This window comes from Labrenzia sp. PHM005, assembly GCF_006517275.1.
Taxonomy (GTDB): Bacteria; Pseudomonadota; Alphaproteobacteria; order Rhizobiales; family Stappiaceae; genus Roseibium.
Genome location: NZ_CP041191.1, coordinates 122,088 through 141,772 on the forward strand (window position 1 = coordinate 122,088; position 19,685 = coordinate 141,772).

The window sequence follows — 19,685 nt, forward strand, 5'->3', positions numbered from 1 at the left end:
TCAAGCCTCCTTCGCCGTTTTGGCCCGGGAGGGCATGAAGAAGCTGGCAATCGCCGGCCGGAACATATGTTCAAGTGCACCGGCAAAGAGGATCACCAGACCCTGGATCACGATGATCATGTCGCGGGTGATGTTCGGCATTTCAAAGGAGAGTTCAGCGCCGCCCTGATAGAGCATGCCGAACAGGATCGAAGCCAGCACAATACCTACCGGATGAGCCCGTCCCATCAATGCAACCGCGATGCCGACAAAACCGTAACCGGTGACAAAGTCGATCAGCAGCCGGTGCTGAGATCCCATGATTTCATTGATAGCCATCATCCCAGCGAGGCCACCCGAAATCAGCATCGTGATGACAATCGTGCGAACGGGTGAAATCCCGGCATAGACGGCAGCGGTCGCGTTGGCGCCAAATGACCGGATCTCAAAACCAAGTTTGGTCCGCCAGATCAACAACCAAACCAGAACACAAGCCCCCAGCGCCACAAACAGAGACAAGTTCACCGGCGCATAACCAAAACCGAAAGACGGGAACAGATCGTTCAAGAACGGCAGCCGTCCGCCATCTTCGAATGTGCGTGTCTCATTCTGCATGGATCCTGGTTTCTTCAAGAAACCGTTCAACAGATAGACCATCAACGACGAAGCGATGAAGTTGAACATGATGGTGGTGATCACCACGTGGCTGCCACGGGTCGCTTGCAGCCATGCCGGAATAAACGCCCAGGCAGCGCCCATCGCAGCAGATCCGAGGATCGCAAAGGGCAGCGTCACATACCAAGGTACATATTGGTCCAAGGCAAGGCACGCAAAGGCAACACCGAGACCGCCAATATAGGCCTGGCCTTCACCACCGATGTTGAACAGCCCGGCGTGGAACGCGACGGCCACAGCCAGTCCGGTGAAAATGAAGTTGGTCGCGTAAAAGAGCGTATATCCAAACCCTTCAGTGTATCCGAGTGAGCCCCAGACAAGGATCTTCACCGCATCCAGCGGGTTCTCGCCAATCAGGATCACGACGAGACCGGACACCAAAAAGGCGGCGGCTAGATTGAGAAATGGAATCAGGCCGTAATCGACCCAACGTGGCAGCTGCCCCCCACTCATTGGATGCCTCCTTGACCGGTGGTCTTATTGTCTTCAATCCCGGCCATGAGCAGACCAAGGTCACTTTCTTCCGCGTTGGCGCCACGTTCTCCGACGATCCTGCCATCGAACATCACCAGAACACGGTCGGACATGCCTCGGATTTCATCGAGTTCTACGGACACGAGCAGAATGCCTTTGCCGGCATCTCGCAGTTCAATCAAACGCTTATGAATGAACTCGATTGCACCGATGTCGACGCCGCGGGTCGGCTGCCCCACCAGGAGAACCTCAGGATCGCGTTCAATCTCACGGGCCAGGACGATTTTTTGCTGGTTGCCGCCTGAGAAATTGGCTGTCTTCAACATCGGGTTGGGTGGACGGATGTCGTACTTCTCGATCTCGTTGACCGCAGCTTTCTTGATCTCCGCCAGATCCAGCAACATGCCTTTGGAATAGGCTGGATCGCGGTGATAACCGAGAATAGAATTCTCGTATTCGGCAAAACTGTTGATCAAGCCCATGCGATGCCGGTCTTCCGGAACATGGCCCATGTTCTTGGCCCGCATATCCGCCGCATCTGGCGCACTCGCCGCCAAGTCGATGACCTCTCCATTGATCTTGATCGTGCCCCGGGTGGCCCTCCGGATGCCGGACAGGGTTTCCAGAAGTTCCGACTGGCCATTGCCCGAGACGCCGGCAACGCCGACAATCTCCCCGGCGTGCACTTTGAACGACACGTCCTTAACGACTTCAACACCGCGGCTGTCAGTGACCGTGAGGTTCTCCACCTCAAGCACTGGCGCTTCGGGTTCGGCCGGTTTCTTGTCGACGCGCAACAAAACACTGCGGCCGACCATCAGTTCGGCCAGCTCTTCCATCGAGGTGTTTTTTGTTTCCCGGGTCGCGACCATTTCACCGCGGCGCATGACAGACACTTCATCGGTGGCCGCCATGATTTCACGCAGTTTGTGCGTGATCAGCAGGATCGTTTTGCCTTCGTTTTTCAGAACATTGAGGATCTTAAAAAGGTGATCGGCTTCGGCCGGTGTCAGCACGCCTGTCGGTTCATCCAGGATTAAAACCTCAGCACTGCGGTAAAGCGCCTTCAGAATTTCCACACGCTGCTGCAAACCAACCGGGAGTTCACCTGTGATGGCCTCCGGATCGACGCGCAGTTCATATTCCATTTCCAGCCGTTGAAGTTCGGTTCTGGCTCGGGTCAGCCCACCGGCCAGAAGCGCGCTGTCTTCGGCACCCAGTACGACATTTTCCAAAACCGTGAAATTGTCGACCAGCATGAAGTGCTGGTGAACCATCCCGATCCCCATACCGATCGCGGCTTTTGAATCGGCGATCGTGACCTTGTTGCCATTGACAATAATGTCGCCACTGTCAGCTTGATAGAAGCCGTACAAAATGGACATCAAGGTGGACTTACCGGCGCCGTTTTCGCCGATAATACCGTGGATCGATCCTTTTTTCACCACAAGGTCAATGTCCTTGTTGGCGTGAACCGCTCCAAAGCTCTTGTTTATGTTGCGCAGTTCGATTGCCGGTGTTTCGCTCATGCCATCCCCCAGGCGTGACGATTGTTTTTTGTCATTGTTGTGCCCCGTTTGGTTGTCCAGGCTGCCCTTAGAAAGGGCAAGGTCCACCCGTCACCACATCATGGACTTCGATCTCGCCATTTGAGATCGCTTGGACCGCAGCTTCTGCCGCGGTTTTCATATCTTCCGTAATCAGGACTTCGTTGTTGTCGTCCAGCACCCAGTCCATGCCGCCTTCCTTAAGACCCAGAACCTGGATGCCCGGCACGAACTTTCCGTCTTTTGCAGCTGAAAAACTGTCATAGACCGCATTATCGACGCGCTTCCGGATGGAAGTCAGCACCTTTCCCGGGTGCAGACCATTTTGGTTGCTGTCAGTTCCAACACCCAGAATGTTCGCATCTGCCGCAGCCTGCAAAACACCAATGCCCGTGCCGCCGGCAGCTTGAATGATGACATCGGCACCTTGGTTGATCTGACCGCGGGCCAGTTCAGCCCCGCGCACCGGATCGGCAAAGGCGGCTGGCGTATCGCCGGTCATATTGGAGAGAACTTTGATTTGCGGATTGGCTGCCAGAGCGCCCTGTTTGTAGCCGCACAAAAACCGCTGGATGATCGGAATGTCCATTCCGCCAACAAAACCAATTGTGCCTGATTTGGATGCCATCGCAGCCAGCAAACCGCCAATGTACGAGCCTTCATGTTCCTTGAACACGTAGGACCGGACATTGGGCTGGTCGACGACCATATCGGCGATCGCAAAATCCGTTTCAGGAAAGTCTTGAGCCACTTGGCCAAGCGCATTTGCCTGGTTAAAACCAATGGCAACAACAGGTGCATGTCCACGGCTGGCGAAATTGCGCAAGGCCTGAAGGCTCTGCGCATCGCGCTCCAGCTCAAACTCACGCACTGTTTGACCGGTTTCGCTGGCATAGCGCGACACCCCGGTATAGGCGCTTTCATTAAAAGAGCCATCAAACTTGCCGCCAACAGAATAGACGATTGCCGGATCTGCCTGTGCCGGTAAAACCGTCAGGCAGCCGACCACTGCCGCCAATAGTCCTGAACGAAAACGGATCATGAGATCCCCGCTAGTATTATCCGGGAGAAATTCAAGCAAAGTAGACCCCGCGCGAAACCACGCGCGAGGCCCGATTGACTATCTAATTAAGATGGGCACTTCTGATCGGACATGTAATCGTGAACCACGATTTCGCCGGATTTGATCTTAGCGGATGCCTGCTCAACTGCCGCTTTCATCTCATCATTGATGAGTTCGGCATTGTTGTCGTCGAGCGCCCAATCAACGCCGCCCTCTTTCAGGCCAAGAACCTCAAAGCCAGAAGACCAGGCATCGTTGGAAGCATCTTCAAACGCCTGATAAACAGCAATGTCGACGCGCTTGAGCATGGAGGTCAAAACGGACCCCGGATGCAGACCGTTCTGGTTGCTGTCCACGCCGATGCCGAGTTTGCCAGCGTCAGCTGCAGCTTGGAGTACACCAATGCCGGTGCCGCCCGCAGCGTGGTAAACAACGTCTGCACCGCGATCGAACTGAGATTTCGCAAGTTCGCCACCCTTAACCGGGTCGTTCCATGCAGCGCCGGTAGTACCGGTCATGTTTTCGAAAACTTCTGCGTTGGGTGCAGCAGCCAGGACGCCCTGCTTGTAACCACAAGCAAAACGGCGGATCAGCGGGATGTCCATGCCGCCAACAAAACCGACCTTGTCAGCTTCCGATGCCATAGCAGCCAGCATGCCGACAATGTAGGAACCTTCGTGTTCTTTAAAGAGAATGGAGCGAACGTTCGGCAGATCGACAACCATGTCAACGATGGCGAACTGAAGGTCCGGGAATTCCTTGGCAACTTTCTCAACCGCATTCGCCTGCGAGAAACCGATCGCAACGATCGGGTTCATGCCGCGCTTGGCAAAGTTCCGCAGAGCCTGCTCACGCTGGCTGTCGTTCTGGATTTCAAAGTCGCGGTATTCAATGTTGTAGTCAGTCTTGAATTGCTCCGCGCCAGTGTAGGCGGCTTCATTGAAAGACTTATCGAAACGGCCACCCAGATCATAGAGCACTGCCGGTTTGATGTCTGCCGCAGAAGCTGCAACTGCCGAAATAGCCAGACCGGCCAAAGCCGTTCCAATGGTAAGAAACTTTTTCACTTATATGTCCTCCGACATGTGCGGGGGCCTGCGTTTTGCCGGCCCGTTTCCCCTCGAGACTCAGCTGCTTTATGCAGACTGTGCCAAGTTTAAGCCGACCTTGGCGCTGAGAGCCTTAGCAAGGGTCTCATCCGCCACTAGATCGGTAATGACACCGGTACGCAGCGCAGCAAGTGTTGCATCCACCTTGCTTTCGCCGCCTACCAGCGCAATCACCCGGCTCCCGCGCACTTCATCGAAATGAAGGCCGACCGCGCAATCTCCGAGCGGGTCGGGAGCCAATTCTCCGTCAATCGTCAAAAAGCGCCCCATCAAATCACAAACGGCGCCACCCGACATTAGATTTTCTTGTTCCTGCTTGGAGATCATTCCACGCTGAACCAAATGCCCTTCATTTTCGACCGAGCCGATGCCAATCAGAAAAGCATCCGACTGGCGCGCGCGGTTCATAAGGTCCTGGACACTGCGCTGCGTGAGAAACATGGCTTTTTCCTCCCGATTTTCAGCGAAATAAGGCACAGGAAGGTAATAACCGACACCGCCGGTACGGGCTTGAATCTTTTGAATGATATCGTACGGGTTCGCAGCCAGAGTGCGGGTCAAGGACCCGCAGATCGACATGATCTCCAGATCGCTGCGCTGGATTTTGGGCAACGCCTCTACGGAAGCGGTCAATGTACGGCCCATACCAACGCCAAGACGCTTGACGCCCGAGCCACTCAACAGCCCGGTGAGGAATTGAGACGCTGAGACAGATACAGCGCGCAGGGCACTGTCTTCATCATGGCCGCCAAGCTCCGGCGCGATGATGCAATTGGACAGATTAAAGTGTGCAGTCAGCTCTTTCTCCAACTGCAAACACTCAAGCGGCCGGCCATCAATTTGAAACTTCACGTGACCTGCCTTTTGGGCATGCGCAATCAGGCGGTGGACTTTGGCCGGCGACACACCGAGCTGGACCGCGATCTCTCCTTGGGTGCGCCCGCCGACAAATGACAGCCAGGCAGCCCGGATCGCCATATAGGAGGCCCAATCGTCGTCCCGCACCGTCATTGATATTTACGCTCCCCCAAATTTTTCAGTCTGGCCCTTCCGCTAATTCAAATCCGCAATCAGCTTCACAGCCTCTCCACGGCCTCGAATCATCGGCACCCATCCAGTCTGAAAAATTCTTCACCAAATGAGAATTTCTTCAGATCATGGTCTGACGGAGCGGCAGCGTCAATAAGAAAAGTTTACAAAAATGCAGCAAACAGCCGCCTTTTTAGGCAATTCAGAGTCAGGCCAGCCTGATTCTCGATAGGCAATTACTGCCCACCACCACCTAACAGTTGCAACCAGACCGGAAAAATATGCCTAGCAATCCGGCACTTAATTCCCATCTGTGGAATAAATGCACTCTGTGCGCGTCTGATTTTGCCGGTTAAACAGAAACCTAGTACAATTGGCACATCACTTGCTGAGTAAAACTCTAATAACCAGCAGGTCAGGATAAGACCCTAAGTAGGAATCGCGAGAAACGAAAAACTAATAAATTAGAATAGAAAATAACAAAAAGGGGAGACGTGGCAAAAGGTCAAAAAGACCTAATGATGGAGAAACCAATGCGTCTCGAAAAAACTAGACACTGTGCACATAACGTCGGCAGAATACTGCCCTTCCTTTGCGTGGCCTTCGCTTTAGCCATGCCAGCTCAAGCCCGGGATTACCTCCCGTCAAAGCTGTTTGCGAAACAGTACACCTATAATCCCGCCAACGAGGTTGATGTGGAATTGGTGCTTGCTGTTGATATTTCCCAATCCATGGACACCGAAGAGCAGGAGATCCAGCGTGCTGGCTATGTCTCTGCACTCACGTCCCAAGAGTTTCTAGATGCGATCCAGGTAGGGCCGATTGGCAAGATAGCCATCACCTATATGGAGTGGGGCGGTGTGGACGAACACTTTGTCGTCGCCGACTGGACCATCGTCCAGGATGCCACTTCTGCATCTCATTTTGCTTCTAAGATATCTGAAGCCCCCCTTCGCCAGGTTCAAAGAACCTCAATCGCCTCCGCTCTGGAGAAATCCGTTTGGATGGTTCAGCACAACGAATACCAAGGCCTGCGCCAGGTGATCGATATCTCTGGCGACGGCCCGAACAACCAAGGTGGCTCCGTGACAGAAATGCGTGACCGTATGGTGCAAGCCGGTGTCACGATCAACGGCCTGCCGCTGATGATGAAGTCGAACAAGAACACCTGGCAAGCCATGCTGAACCTTGATCACTACTACGAAGATTGTGTGATTGGCGGTCCTGGTTCTTTCGCGATCCCTGTCCGGTCCAAGGAAGGTTTCGCCGATGCCATTCGCATGAAACTGGTCATGGAAATTGCCGGGATCTCAATGCCGGAACCGGATAACTACTTCCAAAAAGTCGCCATGCGCGAACCGGTCCGCTGCAACCTGTTTGACTAACTTCCACGTCTCCATCGCGGTTCCTCAGGCTGCGCCTTGCAAAAGGCGCGGCTCTTTTTTGTTGGTGCAAACCCTTCACTCTTCCATTTTTTTTGATAGTTGAATAAAATCTCAGTTCTCCAAAGCGCATCTCCCTTTGCGCCCGGACCGCTTTGGCGTTAAACACTGGGACATTCCCCATTTCCTTGCTCAAAGGACGAGCCTCATGCCCGCAATCCCAACGCTTGCCCTGGTCGCTCACGATGCAAAAAAAGACGCCATGGTCGAGTTTGCTAAGCATCATGAGGAAAAGCTACGTGGGTTCGATCTGGTCGCGACCGGCACAACAGGAGGCCGGATACTTGAGGCGTGTCCTAATCTGAATATCAATCGATTTAAGAGCGGACCTCTGGGCGGCGATCAGCAAATTGGCGCTATGATTGCCGAGGGCCGATTACATGGCCTTATCTTTTTTGTCGATCCTCTGTCGCCGATGCCTCATGACGTTGATGTCAAAGCTCTGATGCGCCTTGCGGTCGTCTACGATATGCCCATGGCCCTCAATCCATCGACTGCGGCGATCTTGTTGCGTTCATCCCGGCTCACCGGACTGACAACGACATCCGATACGCCTGAAGTGAGCGTTGCTTCTTAATGACTCTCCAAGACCAAAACCCGTTCTCCTATCCAGTTCTGGTGGCCGATATTGGCGGTACCAATGCGCGTTTTGCGATGGTGGACAACGCAACGGCCCCGACCCGCATGTGTGCAAAAACGGCGACTGCAGATCATGCGGATATCTCCGCGGCCATTCGGGAAACGGTTTTGGCGGAAGCCGAAAAGAAACCAAGAACAGCAATCATTGCCGTTGCAGGCCCGGTCACTGGCAATACGATTCCGCTGACCAATGCCGCCTGGATAATCGAACCCTTGAAAATGATTGCGGAACTCGGCGTCGAACAGGTCATCGTGCTGAACGACTTTGAGGCGCAGGCCCTCGCGCTCCCTGGTTATCAAGGTGCCGATGTCGAGCAGGTCGGCCAAGGGTCACTGCGTGCAGATGCCACCAAATTTGTGCTCGGACCAGGCACAGGCCTTGGCGCTGCAGCGATGATCTTTGCAGCCGACACCTGGATACCGGTTCCAGGGGAAGGTGGCCATGTAGAACTCGGCCCAGTCACACCTGAGGACTTTGAAATCTGGCCGCACATAGCGCGCCGCAATGGCCGGATTGGCGCCGAAGAGATTTTGAGCGGCACTGGCCTGCCAAAACTTGCTCAAGCTGTGTCAGCTTGGATGGACGCTGACCGCGATTTTGGAACACCAGCCAGCATCACCAAAGCTGCAGACGAAAACGACGCTGTTGCTGTGAAAACACTGGAAGTGTTCGCCCGGGCACTCGGCAGAGTCGCAGGTGATTTTGCCCTGACCACTCTCGCGCGCGGTGGGGTATATTTAACCGGCGGCATCACACCGCGGATACCACGGTTTCTAACAGATGGAAATTTCAGAGCGGCCTTTGAGGCGAAGGCACCTCATGAAGCCTTAATGAACAAAATTCCGACCTTTATTGTACGCCACCCTGATCCGGCGCTTGAAGGTCTTGCTTCCTATGCCAGAGCGCCGGAGCAATTCGCTGTCGACCGGCGCGGCCGTGAATGGACCACCAACCCGGCTCAACAACCTGCCTAAGGTCAATAAACGTGGTCAAGGCAAAGACTTTCACGACCGCCCTTCCGATTGATGATGTGCTTCCAGAAGTTCTGGAAGCCCTCGAAACGACTGTGAATGCTGTTCTTGTGGCAGAACCGGGAGCGGGCAAGACCACCCGCGTTCCCTTGGCACTTCTCGATGCTGACTGGCGGCAGGACGGCAAAATCCTGGTTTTGGAGCCACGCCGTCTGGCCGCCCGGGCAGCCGCCCGCCGCATGGCAAGCGAGCTCGGCGAAAGAGCTGGCGAGACCGTCGGTTACCGCGTCCGCATGGAAAGTAAGGTCAGTTCAAAAACACGGATCGAGGTGGTAACGGAGGGTGTTTTCACCCGCATGATCCTGGATGACCCGGAACTCACAGGCGTTGCAGCCATCCTGTTCGATGAATTCCATGAACGGTCTCTTGATGGCGACCTTGGTCTGGCGTTGAGCCTGGAAGTGCAGTCTGCCTTGCGTGAAGATCTGCGCCTTATGCCCATGTCCGCCACCATTGATGCGGCCGGGATATCGAAACTACTCGGCGAAGCGCCTGTGATTATGAGCAAGGGTCGAAGTTTTCCAGTTGAAACCCGTTATCTCGGACGGTCCCAACAAGAGCGCATCGAACCGCAAATTGCGCGGGTCGTCCAGCAGGCCCTTCGCGAAGAAACCGGGTCCATCCTCGTATTCCTACCTGGCCAAGGTGAGATCAAACGGACGGCAGACCTTCTGTCCGGCAAAGTTCCCGGAAATTGTCAGATCGCTCCGCTTTATGGCGGTCTCGACAGCAAGACGCAGGATGCCGCCATCCGGCCCGCTTCCGACGGCACCAGAAAAATCGTCCTCTCAAGCGCGGTCGCACAAACGTCCCTGACCATCGAAGGCGTCCGGGTCGTTATCGACAGCGGGCAGGCCAGAGTGCCGAGATATGAACCACAAACCGGCCTGACACGGCTGGAAACCGTCAGAGTGTCTCGCGCTTCAGCCGACCAGCGCCGCGGCCGGGCTGGACGGACAGAGCCCGGTGTCTGTTACCGTCTTTGGGATGAAGCGCAAACCATCTCATTACCCGTTGCTGAAACGCCGGAAATTCTGGAAGCGGATTTGACCGGTTTGGCATTGGACCTTGCAGCCTGGGGAACGGCCAATCCGAGTTCGCTGATATTTCCGGACCCGCCCCCAGCTGCAGCTTGGCGCGAAGCAACAACACTGCTGACGGACCTCCATGCCCTCGATGGCACCGGCCGGTTGACGCCTGAAGGCAAAGCCCTAGCCAAACTGCCCTTACACCCGCGGCTGGCGCATATGTTGATCGAGGGCGTTACACGAGACTTGGGCAATACGGCTGCACTGATCGCGCTTATCCTTTCTGAACCCGGTCTAGGCGGCCGAAATCCAGATCTGCGGGCACGGCTTCAAGCCTTGAAGAACGACAAGAGCCAACGAGCCAAAGATGGCCGAGCTCTTGCCACCAGGTGGTTGAAACAGGCAGGCGGCACCGGCAACGCAATCGACGTGGAAGTGGCCGGCGTGTTGCTCGCTCTTGCGTATCCGGACCGGGTCGCGCAAGCCCGCGGGCAAACCGGCCGGTTCCGGCTGGCAAACGGCCGCGGCGCGGAGCTGCCTGTAGAACATGCCCTCTCCACAGCCCAATTTTTGACTGTTGCCGAAGTCCAGGGCAAAGCGGCAAGCGGGCGGATCCAGCTATGCGCACCAATCGCACGGACCGACATCGAAGACCTGTTTGCTGATGACATCGTCGAAGAAGACGAGGTTCAGCTTACCAAGGACGGCAATCTTAAAGCCCGCCGCGTAACACGCTATAAAGCAGTTGAACTGCAAGCCGTCACGATCGCTGCTCCGGATCCGGCCGCGATTGAAAGAGCACTGTTGGCCGAAGTGAAGCGCCGCGGTGTTTCACGACTCCCTTGGAGTAAGGATCAAGAGCGCTTGCGCAAGCGCCTAGCCTATGCCCGTGCCAATGGCGCCGAAGACTTGCCTGACTTGTCAGACACCGCCTTGAACAAGGATCTGGACACTTGGCTGGGCCCGTTTCTGGCAGGCATGCCAAACTTGTCCGCCATCGACGCTCAGGTGCTTGGAACTGCACTGGCCGCCCGACTCCCCTATGACGCTTCGGAGAAGATTAACGCCATTGCGCCCTCCCATTTCACCGCACCGACCGGCAGTAAAGTTCCGATCGATTACGGCGCAGCAGCCGGCCCCACCCTGTCGATCCGGGTTCAAGAACTTTTTGGCTTGAAAGACCATCCGTCCGTCTGCAATGGACAGCTGCCACTTCTCCTGGAGCTGTTGTCGCCGGCCCAGCGCCCGATCCAGATCACCAAGGACTTGCCTGGCTTCTGGGCCGGATCTTGGGCGGACGTTAAGGCAGACATGAAAGGCCGGTATCCCAAGCATCCTTGGCCGGACGACCCGACTTCGGCAGAGGCAACAAGACGGGCAAAACCTCGAGGCACCTAAAACTCCGAACGCTACCTGTGATAGAATGTTACTAGAGGATTCTTATGGACCGTTGGAACATTCTTGAAGATTTGGCGAGCCGAAACGCCTTTCCGGTAGAGACAATTCCATATTGTCTAAACAATCCCGAGAGGTCCGCAGCTATTTTCCTGCCGCTTCTGGGCAAGGCGGCTTCTGGGAGAGCATTGGAGGCGACCGAAGAAAAGTCGCTCTATCTCGGGATACATCTCCTCGCTGCTCTAAGGATTTCTGCCGCCTTCTCGCCCTTACTTGATCTGGCGACCAAACAGCCGCAACTGCTTTTTCAGATCCTTGGGGAAGTCGGCATTGCAACGACGCTCCCGCGTATTCTGATGTGCCTGGCAGACGGACGGGATGATGCCTTGTGGCAGGTGGTGAAACGCCATGAGCTCGACTTCCTGATTCGCGATGCGTGCTTACGAGCCTGGACATATGAAGCTTTGAACGACCGCATAAGTGCTGTTGCTGTAACGCAGGCACTTCGGGCCTACCTAGACGAGGACGATGCGCCTGAGCCTGACGATCCGATTTGGAGTGGCTGGCTGATCGCCATTGCAGATTTGGGACATTCCGAACTGGCACCAATCGCAGTGCGGGCAATTGAAACAGGCCGTATCCTTGCTGAGGATGGCGGCCGAGCGGAAAATGACGTCGCGGGTTTTAAGACTGCGTTGCAAGAAACAATATCGGCCACAGACCTTTCAGCTTGGCTTGAAAGGCGCGGTTACGTTCCCTTTGGAAAAGGGGAGCGTGACTGGGGCGATTGTTTCCTGAATGCACCCCAGCCGCCGCATGTGCTCTAATCGTCTGATGCGGCCACCAGGCTTGCATTGCCTCCGGCCGCAGCCGTGTTGATCGACACAACTTGTTCAAGCGCAAAGCGGGTCAGATAGGCCGGCCCACCTGCCTTGGGCCCGGTGCCCGACAGGCCCGAACCGCCAAACGGCTGGGTTCCGACAACCGCGCCAATCGTGTTGCGGTTGACGTAGACATTGCCGACCGACAGCCTGTCGACAACTTTCTTGACCGTTGCATCGATCCGGCTGTGCACACCTAGGGTCAGGCCATAGCCGGAGCCGGCAATCTGATCGAGGACGGCGTCAATGTCTTTGGATTTGTAACGCACCACATGCAGCACCGGTCCAAAGACTTCCCGGGTCAGAGCTTCGGCTTTGTCCAACTCGATGATGTGCGGCGCAATCCAGGATCCATTGGCCAGTTTTCCAGCTGGCGTTTCTCCGGCAAAACGCAGTGTCTGCCTCTCGCGCATTTCATCAATATGGGACTGAATGCCGGACTTGGCCTCATCATCAATCACCGGTCCAATGTCCGTGGACGGCAGGCGCGGGTCTCCAAGTTCAAGTTCCTTGGCTGCCCCTTCCAGCATAGCCAGCAGGCTGTCGGCCACATCATCCTGCACATAGAGCAGCCGCAGCGCTGAACATCTCTGCCCGGCAGAGCGGAAGGCCGACATCATGACGTCGTCGCACACCTGCTCCGGCAAGGCCGTTGCATCCACCAGCATGGCGTTGATACCGCCGGTTTCCGCAATCAGCGGCACAATAGGACCGCGTTTCATTGCCAGCGTTTTGTTGATCGCCCATGCCGTCTCGGTTGATCCGGTAAAAGCAACACCGGCGACCTTTGGATGCGCAGTCAAAGCTGCACCAACAGCACCATCACCCGGCACCAGAAGGAAAACATCTTCCGGCACACCGGCTTCATAAAGAAGCTTGGCGGTCTCATAAGCAATCAGAGGCGTCTGCTCGGCTGGTTTTGCGACAACCGCATTGCCGGCCAGCAGAGCGGCACTGATCTGGCCAAGGAAAATCGCCAGTGGGAAGTTCCAGGGCGAAATACACACAAACACGCCGCGGCCGCGATGGCGGTAGCGATTCTCTTCGCCCGTTGGCCCAGGCATCAGGCGTCCGTCACCAAATTGCGTGCGGGCTTCGTTGGCATAGTACCGGCAGAAATCTACTGCTTCCCGTATCTCGGCAATGCCGTCCGGCAAGCACTTGCCCGCTTCGATCGATAAGATCGACATGAGGCGATCTCGGTTTTCTTCAAGAAGATCCCCAACTTTCGACAAGATCGCAGCACGCTCTTCGACCGGACGGCGGGACCAGCTTTCAAATCCGGCTTGGGCGATCTCGATGGCCGTTTCTGCCATCGCCTTGTCTGCAAAACAGACGCTGCCAGCCTTGGTCGTTCCATCCATCGGCGCAAACACGGGATTTGCCTCGCCGGACGTTGCCAGGCCCTTGCCAAGAGGCGTTGCTGCCGTGAACGGTGCCGTCGTCTTTGCCATCCCCGAGACAAGCATTGTACGCTCTGCCGCCCAACCGAACTCAACACCGTCGGAATTCTTGCGGCTGTCGCCATAAAGGCCGTCAGGCATCGGAATCGACCGGTTCACTGCGTGATGGCCGTTGTCCAGAATTTCCTTTGGCCGCTGCAGCATGCTTTCGACCGGCACGGACATATCGCCCACAATCGTGACGAAAGACGAGTTAGCGCCATTTTCCAGAAGGCGGCGGACAAGATAGGCCAGCAGATCCTTATGACCGCCCACCGGTGCGTAGATACGGGTCGGGAACCCATCCCTTTCGCAGACCGATTTGAACAGGCTTTCGCCCATGCCGTGGAGGCGTTGGAATTCATAGCCTTCGGAGCTGCCTCCGGCCAATTCGATGATTTGTGCAACAGTCAGCGCGTTGTGGGTCGCAAACTGCGGATACAAAACATCGCGGGCCGCCAGCATCCGTTTTGCGCAGCAGAGATACGATAGATCCGTTGCCGCTTTACGGGAAAACACCGGATAACCGTCAGCCCCATTTTCCTGAGCATGTTTGATTTCCGTGTCCCAATAAGCGCCCTTAACCAGACGCACCATGAGTTTGCGGTTGGTTTTACGGGCAGCGGTGATCAGCCAATCAATAACATCGACACCCCGCTTTTGATATGCCTGAACGGCCAGGCCGAAGCCATCCCAGCCTTCGGTGACCGGATCAGACAACAGGGCGGCAATCACATCGAGCGAAATCTCAAGCCGGTCGGCTTCTTCCGCATCAACGGTAAAATTCAAGTCCCGGTCACGGGCCATCTGCGCTAGTTCTTTCAAGCGCGGCAACAGTTCTTCGCGGACCCTGTCACCCTTGATGGCTTCATAACGCGGATGCAGAGCGGAGAGTTTGACAGAGATTCCCGGACGGTCCGGCAAATTCTTGTCACCAGCCGATTTGCCGATGGCTTCAATGGCATCAGCATAGGATTTGAAATAGCGCTCGGCGTCCTTCTGGGTGCGGGCGCCCTCGCCCAACATGTCGTAGGAATAACGATAGCCTTTGGCTTCCTGTGTTTTTGCCCGCTCTAGCGCTTTGCCGATGGTTTCGCCAAGCACAAACTGGTGGCCGAGCAGCTGCATGGCTTTCCGGGTCGCAACGCGGACGGTCGGCATGCCCATGCGCTTGACAAGACTGGAAAGAATGTTCTGCGGCGTATCACCGGGGTGCAGCAGGCGGGAGGTGATGCCCAGTGCCCAGGAGGAAGCCGACACAAGCCAGGTGTCGGATTTCGGCCCACTCGGATCATCAAACTTTGCGGCAGCCAATTTGTCTTCAATCAGCCTATCTGCAGTCTCAGCATCCGGCACGCGCAACAAAGCTTCGGCCAAAACCATCATTGCCAGGCCTTCGCGGGTCGTCAGCCCGAACTCACGCATGAAATCTTCGACACCACCAAGACCGACTTGGACAGACCGCATGTCGTCGATGTATCCGCGAGCGCGTTGATCGATCAGTTTTTCGACCACCGGATCTCCGGCCGCTTCTTTTATAAGCGCTTCGACTAGCGGTTTATCGTCCGGCGCATAAGCAGCCCGGAACGGCTCCAAGCCAATTTCTTCGCCTCCCGGCAAGACAGCAGCTGTCACAGACATAGGCACCTCCCTTCAGGCCCTAAAGCCAAAACCAAACATTTCCCTAAATTACCTTTTTATTTCTCGCGTTTTTCTCTATTTTTTGCCTAATTACTCGCCTATTTCCCGGTTAAAATCAAAATTTCGGAGAATATTCACTATGCTGGATGCCACAGACCGGCGTATTCTGAAGGTGCTTCAGGAAGATGGCCGCATCACCAACACCGAGCTGTCGGAACGGGTTAGCCTTTCAGCCACCGCAACGGCTGAACGGGTGAAGCGTTTGACCCGCGAAAAATACATTGAGCGGTTCTCTGCCAGCCTTGATCCGAAGAAGGTGGACCGCGGACTGCTGGTCTTTGTTGAAATCAGATTGGAACGAACTTCGCCGGAGATATTTGATGCGTTCAAGCGGGCCGTTGAACGGTCACCCGATATTCTGGAATGCCATATGGTTGCCGGCGGTTTCGATTACTTGATGAAAAGCCGGGTCAAGGACATGGAGGCCTATCGCGCGTTCCTGTCCGATGTGGTTCTCGCGCTACCTGGTGTTCGAGAAACACATACGTATGCGGTCATGGAAGAGATAAAGGACACACATATTCTCCCTGTCTAAGGCCGCCTTGGGATCGGAGCATCGATCACAAAGCCTTGTCTTGACCGTGTCCGTCGGCCTGCAGGAGAGAGAACGCAACATTCTCGTGAGGTCTCATATGAAACGCTTGTTTACAGCCTGGACTGCCCTGCTAGCTCTCTCTGTCTCAATACTGCAGGCTTCTGCGCAGGATCGAGATTGGCAAGCGACCGAGACTGAAGCGAATGGCCAGACCGTCTACTTTCATGCGTGGGGCGGAGAGCCACGGATCAATGCTTACATTCAGTGGGCGGCAAGAGAAGTCAAAGACCGGTATGGTGTTCGTGTTGTTCATGTGAAAGTCAGCGACACAGCAAGTGTCGTATCGCAAGTTCTGGCTGAAAAATCCGTCGGGAAAACAAGTGGTGGCGCTGTAGATCTCGTCTGGATCAATGGCGAAAACTTCGCCGCTATGAAAAAGCATGATCTACTTGCCGAAGCTGGATGGGCTCATAGCCTGCCCAACTGGTCCTTTGTCGACACAGAAAACAAGCCGACTGTCTTGATGGACTTCACCGTTCCAACCGACGGTTTGGAAAGCCCCTGGGGCATGGCCAAGTTGGTTTTTATGCATGATAGCAGCCGGCTCAAAACACCTCCGAAAACTCTTGATGACTTCCTGAATTTCGCAAAAGCCGATCCCGGCCGGTTTGCCTATCCGCAGCCGCCTAACTTCTATGGCACCACGTTCTTGAAACAGATCCTGATCAGCACAATCAAGGATCCATCCTTGCTAAGCAAACCCGTTGACCCGGCGCTGTTTGGCAAACACACAGCCCCGCTATTTGATTACCTCGACGCCTTGCACCCGCATCTTTGGCGGAAAGGCCAAGCTTTTCCAAAGAACGCCGCGCACATGCGCCAACTGCTGGCTGACAGCGAACTGGATATCGCGTTTTCCTTCAATCCTGGAGATGCGTCCGGTGCAATCGCCAACGGCGAACTGCCGCCAACGGTGCGCACATTTGTGCTGAATGGCGGCACAGTCGGCAACACGCATTTTGTTGCCATTCCTTTTAACAGCTCCGCGCAAGAAGGTGCCAAGGTTTTTGCCAACTATCTGTTGTCGCCCATAGCACAAATGCGCAAACAAGATCCACAGATCTGGGGTGATCCCACAGTTCTCAATGTTGCGGATCTGCCGGCAAATGAAAAAGCGCTGTTTGACACTTTGGATCTTGGCCCCACGACACTTTCACCTGAAGACCTTGGTCCGGTGCTGCCCGAACCTCACCCAAGCTGGGTGACGGAACTGGAGCAAGCCTGGGCAACCCGTTACGGTGCTGGAGGGGAGTAAGCCTTTGGCTGTGGCCCTGCCAGTGTCCAAAGCTCCAACATTGGTAGTGACATTGTTGCTCGCTGGACCGGTCATTGCAGGCTTCGCCGGAACCATCTTACCGGCTTTTGGGTTTCTACCGGCACTTGGTGAAACCCACTGGTCGCTGGCCCCTTTCAAGCGGCTGCTCGCTATGCCGGGCCTGGAACATTCCATTGCCTTGAGTTTTGCGACCGGACTGATTGCGTCGCTGTTATCTCTTTCAATCGTGCTCTTGTTCGCAGCCGGATGGAGCGGAACGCCCACCTTTCAAGCCATCAGCAGGTTTTTGTCTCCCCTTCTATCAGTTCCGCATGCAGCGGCGGCGATTGGCCTTGCTCTCTTAATCGCGCCGTCCGGTTTTTTAGTCAGGCTGAGTTCTCCCTGGGCCACGGGTTGGAACCGGCCGCCGGACCTGTTGTTGATCAATGACTCGCTTGGGATTGCCTTGACCTTTGGTCTGGTGGCCAAAGAGGTTCCTTTTTTATTTCTTATGACCCTTGCTGCCTTGAACAAGCCGGGTATCAAGGACTTTGCCAAAGCAGGCACCAGCCTGGGTTACGGCCGAATGGCAACTTTCTTTAAAGTGGTTCTGCCGCAAATCTATCCCTTGATCCGCTTACCGATACTTGCAGTGATTGCCTACGCGACTTCTGTCGTTGATGTAGCGCTCATTCTTGGGCCAACCACTCCGGCCCCGTTAGCCCCACGCCTAATCGGCTGGATGAACGACCCGGATCTTTCTATGCGGCTAACTGCTTCGGCAGGCGCGATTGTTCAACTGGCTGTCAGCATTTGCGCAATCTTGGTCTACCTGGTTCTGGAATTTACGATCACGCAGCAGGCCAGACGCCGGCTATCACTCGGACGGAGGAAACCTGCGGATCAGTACGCAAGAGGGATTGCCCTCGGAATGATGGCTGCAATCATCGGCGCAATGTTACTGGCGTTTCTGGTGCTGTGCTTGTGGGCAGTCGCCAAATCCTGGTGGTATCCGGCAGTCTTGCCACAAAGCTGGGACTTCACGGCATTTACAAAAGCACTGCCTGAGACAAGGGGAATTTTCGCAACATCACTTATATTGGGGATCCTCGCAGCCGTGCTCAGCACGGGCCTGACGTTGTGGCTTTTGGAAAGCCATACCAATCAAAGCAAACAGACTGGCATATGGCTGCGGACCCTAATCTTTGTGCCACTTGTGCTGCCTCAGGTCGCATTCCTATTCGGACTTCAGATCCTGTTTCTAACGCTCGGACTAGATGGCAGTTATCTTGCCGTGTTGCTCGCCCATCTGGTTTTTGTCCTTCCGTATGCCTTTCTTGCCCTCAGTGACCCCTGGCAGCGGCTCGATCCGCGTTATGCACGACTCGCGGCCTCCATGGGCGCTTCCCGGCTCAGGATCTTTTTCAAAGTGCACATACCAATGCTTCTAAGACCGATCCTGGTGACTTGTGCAGTCGCGCTGGCTGTCTCCATCAGCCAATATCTGCCAACCCTTTTGATTGGCGCTGGCCGACTGATAACTGTCACGACCGAAAGTGTTGCCTTGGCCAGCGGTGGCAATCGGCAATTCGCGGCACTCTACGCCCTATTGCAACTTTTAATTCCGCTGGCCGGGTTTGCACTGGCCGCGTTGATCCCGGCCATCGTCTACAGACATCGCAGCGCAATGCGCCTGGAGCCATGACGTCATGATTGCCCCGACTTCCAGCTCAACAGCCGGCCTTGTCTTTAAGAAGGTATCGCTGCGCCTTGATGACCGGCTGTTGCTGACATTCGATCATGTCATCCGCCCAGGAACCGTGCTCACTGTGATGGGTGAAAGCGGCAGCGGCAAATCTACTTTGCTTGACTTTGTCGCCGGTTTCCTCAAGCCGGACTTCTCGGCCTCAGGGCAGATCCTGTTGGACGGGAAAGATATCACCAGCCTGCCCCCACAGAACCGGCACATTGGGTTGATGTTTCAAACACCGCTCCTGTTTCCGCATATGTCCGTTTTGCAGAACCTGATGTTCGCAATTCCGCAACACATCAAAGACAAACACAAGCGCAGGAGTTTGGCAGAAGAGGCTTTGCAAGCCGTCGGTCTTTCAGGTTCGGGTCTAAAAGACCCGGCAAAACTGTCCGGCGGACAGCAAACCCGGATAGCCTTGATGCGCACACTTCTGGCCGAGCCTAAAGCGCTTTTGTTGGACGAACCTTTTTCCAGCCTTGATCAGTCGCGGCGCGCAACCGTCCGCGAGCTGGTCTTTTCCGTTGCGCGCGACAAGAATCTTCCCATTTTACTGGTTACCCATGACGAAGAGGATGCAGAGGTCGCTGGCGGGCAAGTTTTCCGGCTGGAAAACAATAAGGCCGGTCCCTCAACCTGACTGCAATCC

15 protein-coding genes are annotated in these 19,685 nt (G+C 55.4%); 9 read left to right on the forward strand and 6 right to left on the reverse strand.

What is annotated here, in order from left to right:
* The 5 genes from FJ695_RS00740 to FJ695_RS00760 form a co-directional block, all read right to left on the reverse strand.
* Entirely contained in the window at positions 1-1,107 is a 1,107-nt protein-coding gene (locus FJ695_RS00740; protein WP_141183660.1) for an ABC transporter permease, read from the reverse strand.
* Positions 1,104-2,657, reverse strand: coding sequence for an ABC transporter ATP-binding protein (locus tag FJ695_RS00745; protein WP_141183661.1), 1,554 nt, complete (start codon positions 2,655-2,657; stop codon positions 1,104-1,106). Before FJ695_RS00745 ends, FJ695_RS00740 begins: the two co-directional genes overlap by 4 nt.
* A gap of 67 nt (positions 2,658-2,724) precedes the next feature.
* Entirely contained in the window at positions 2,725-3,717 is a 993-nt protein-coding gene (locus tag FJ695_RS00750) for a BMP family protein (protein WP_141183662.1), read from the reverse strand.
* Between the two features lie 86 nt (positions 3,718-3,803).
* Entirely contained in the window at positions 3,804-4,805 is a 1,002-nt protein-coding gene (locus FJ695_RS00755) for a BMP family protein (RefSeq protein WP_141183663.1), read from the reverse strand.
* A gap of 69 nt (positions 4,806-4,874) precedes the next feature.
* Positions 4,875-5,858, reverse strand: a complete 984-nt coding sequence (locus FJ695_RS00760) for a sugar-binding transcriptional regulator (RefSeq protein ID WP_209010860.1) — start codon at positions 5,856-5,858, stop codon at positions 4,875-4,877.
* A 551-nt stretch (positions 5,859-6,409) separates the two neighbouring features.
* On the opposite strand from FJ695_RS00760, the gene FJ695_RS00765 reads away from it, so the two are divergent.
* The 5 genes from FJ695_RS00765 to FJ695_RS00785 all read left to right on the forward strand — a co-directional run bounded on the left by FJ695_RS00765 (position 6,410) and on the right by FJ695_RS00785 (position 12,239).
* On the forward strand, positions 6,410-7,261 hold the full coding sequence (locus tag FJ695_RS00765) for a DUF1194 domain-containing protein (RefSeq protein ID WP_209010861.1): 852 nt from the start codon (positions 6,410-6,412) through the stop codon (positions 7,259-7,261).
* Between the two features lie 205 nt (positions 7,262-7,466).
* Positions 7,467-7,895 (forward strand): methylglyoxal synthase, encoded by a 429-nt coding sequence (locus FJ695_RS00770; RefSeq protein ID WP_141183664.1) that lies wholly within the window; start codon positions 7,467-7,469, stop codon positions 7,893-7,895.
* Positions 7,895-8,932, forward strand: a complete 1,038-nt coding sequence (gene glk / locus FJ695_RS00775) for a glucokinase (protein ID WP_141183665.1) — start codon at positions 7,895-7,897, stop codon at positions 8,930-8,932. The genes FJ695_RS00770 and glk overlap by 1 nt, the downstream gene beginning before the upstream one ends.
* Complete coding sequence (gene hrpB, locus FJ695_RS00780) at positions 8,899-11,415, forward strand: ATP-dependent helicase HrpB (RefSeq protein ID WP_141183666.1); 2,517 nt, start codon at positions 8,899-8,901, stop codon at positions 11,413-11,415. Before glk ends, hrpB begins: the two co-directional genes overlap by 34 nt.
* A 44-nt stretch (positions 11,416-11,459) precedes the next feature.
* Positions 11,460-12,239 (forward strand): DUF1186 domain-containing protein, encoded by a 780-nt coding sequence (locus FJ695_RS00785; RefSeq protein WP_141183667.1) that lies wholly within the window; start codon positions 11,460-11,462, stop codon positions 12,237-12,239.
* On the opposite strand, the gene putA is transcribed toward FJ695_RS00785, so the two are convergent.
* Positions 12,236-15,376: a bifunctional proline dehydrogenase/L-glutamate gamma-semialdehyde dehydrogenase PutA gene (gene putA / locus FJ695_RS00790; protein WP_141183668.1), complete on the reverse strand. Its 3,141-nt coding sequence runs from the start codon at positions 15,374-15,376 to the stop codon at positions 12,236-12,238. The genes FJ695_RS00785 and putA overlap by 4 nt on opposite strands.
* A 139-nt stretch (positions 15,377-15,515) precedes the next feature.
* On the opposite strand from putA, the gene FJ695_RS00795 reads away from it, so the two are divergent.
* The 4 genes from FJ695_RS00795 (at position 15,516) to FJ695_RS00810 (ending at position 19,676) form a co-directional block, all read left to right on the forward strand.
* Positions 15,516-15,971 (forward strand): Lrp/AsnC ligand binding domain-containing protein, encoded by a 456-nt coding sequence (locus FJ695_RS00795; protein ID WP_141183669.1) that lies wholly within the window; start codon positions 15,516-15,518, stop codon positions 15,969-15,971.
* Between the two features lie 97 nt (positions 15,972-16,068).
* Positions 16,069-17,286 (forward strand): ABC transporter substrate-binding protein, encoded by a 1,218-nt coding sequence (locus tag FJ695_RS00800; RefSeq protein WP_141183670.1) that lies wholly within the window; start codon positions 16,069-16,071, stop codon positions 17,284-17,286.
* A 10-nt stretch (positions 17,287-17,296) separates the two neighbouring features.
* Positions 17,297-18,991, forward strand: coding sequence for an ABC transporter permease (locus FJ695_RS00805; protein WP_371709000.1), 1,695 nt, complete (start codon positions 17,297-17,299; stop codon positions 18,989-18,991).
* A gap of 4 nt (positions 18,992-18,995) precedes the next feature.
* Positions 18,996-19,676, forward strand: coding sequence for an ATP-binding cassette domain-containing protein (locus FJ695_RS00810; RefSeq protein WP_141183672.1), 681 nt, complete (start codon positions 18,996-18,998; stop codon positions 19,674-19,676).
* The last annotated feature ends 9 nt before the right edge of the window (positions 19,677-19,685 follow it).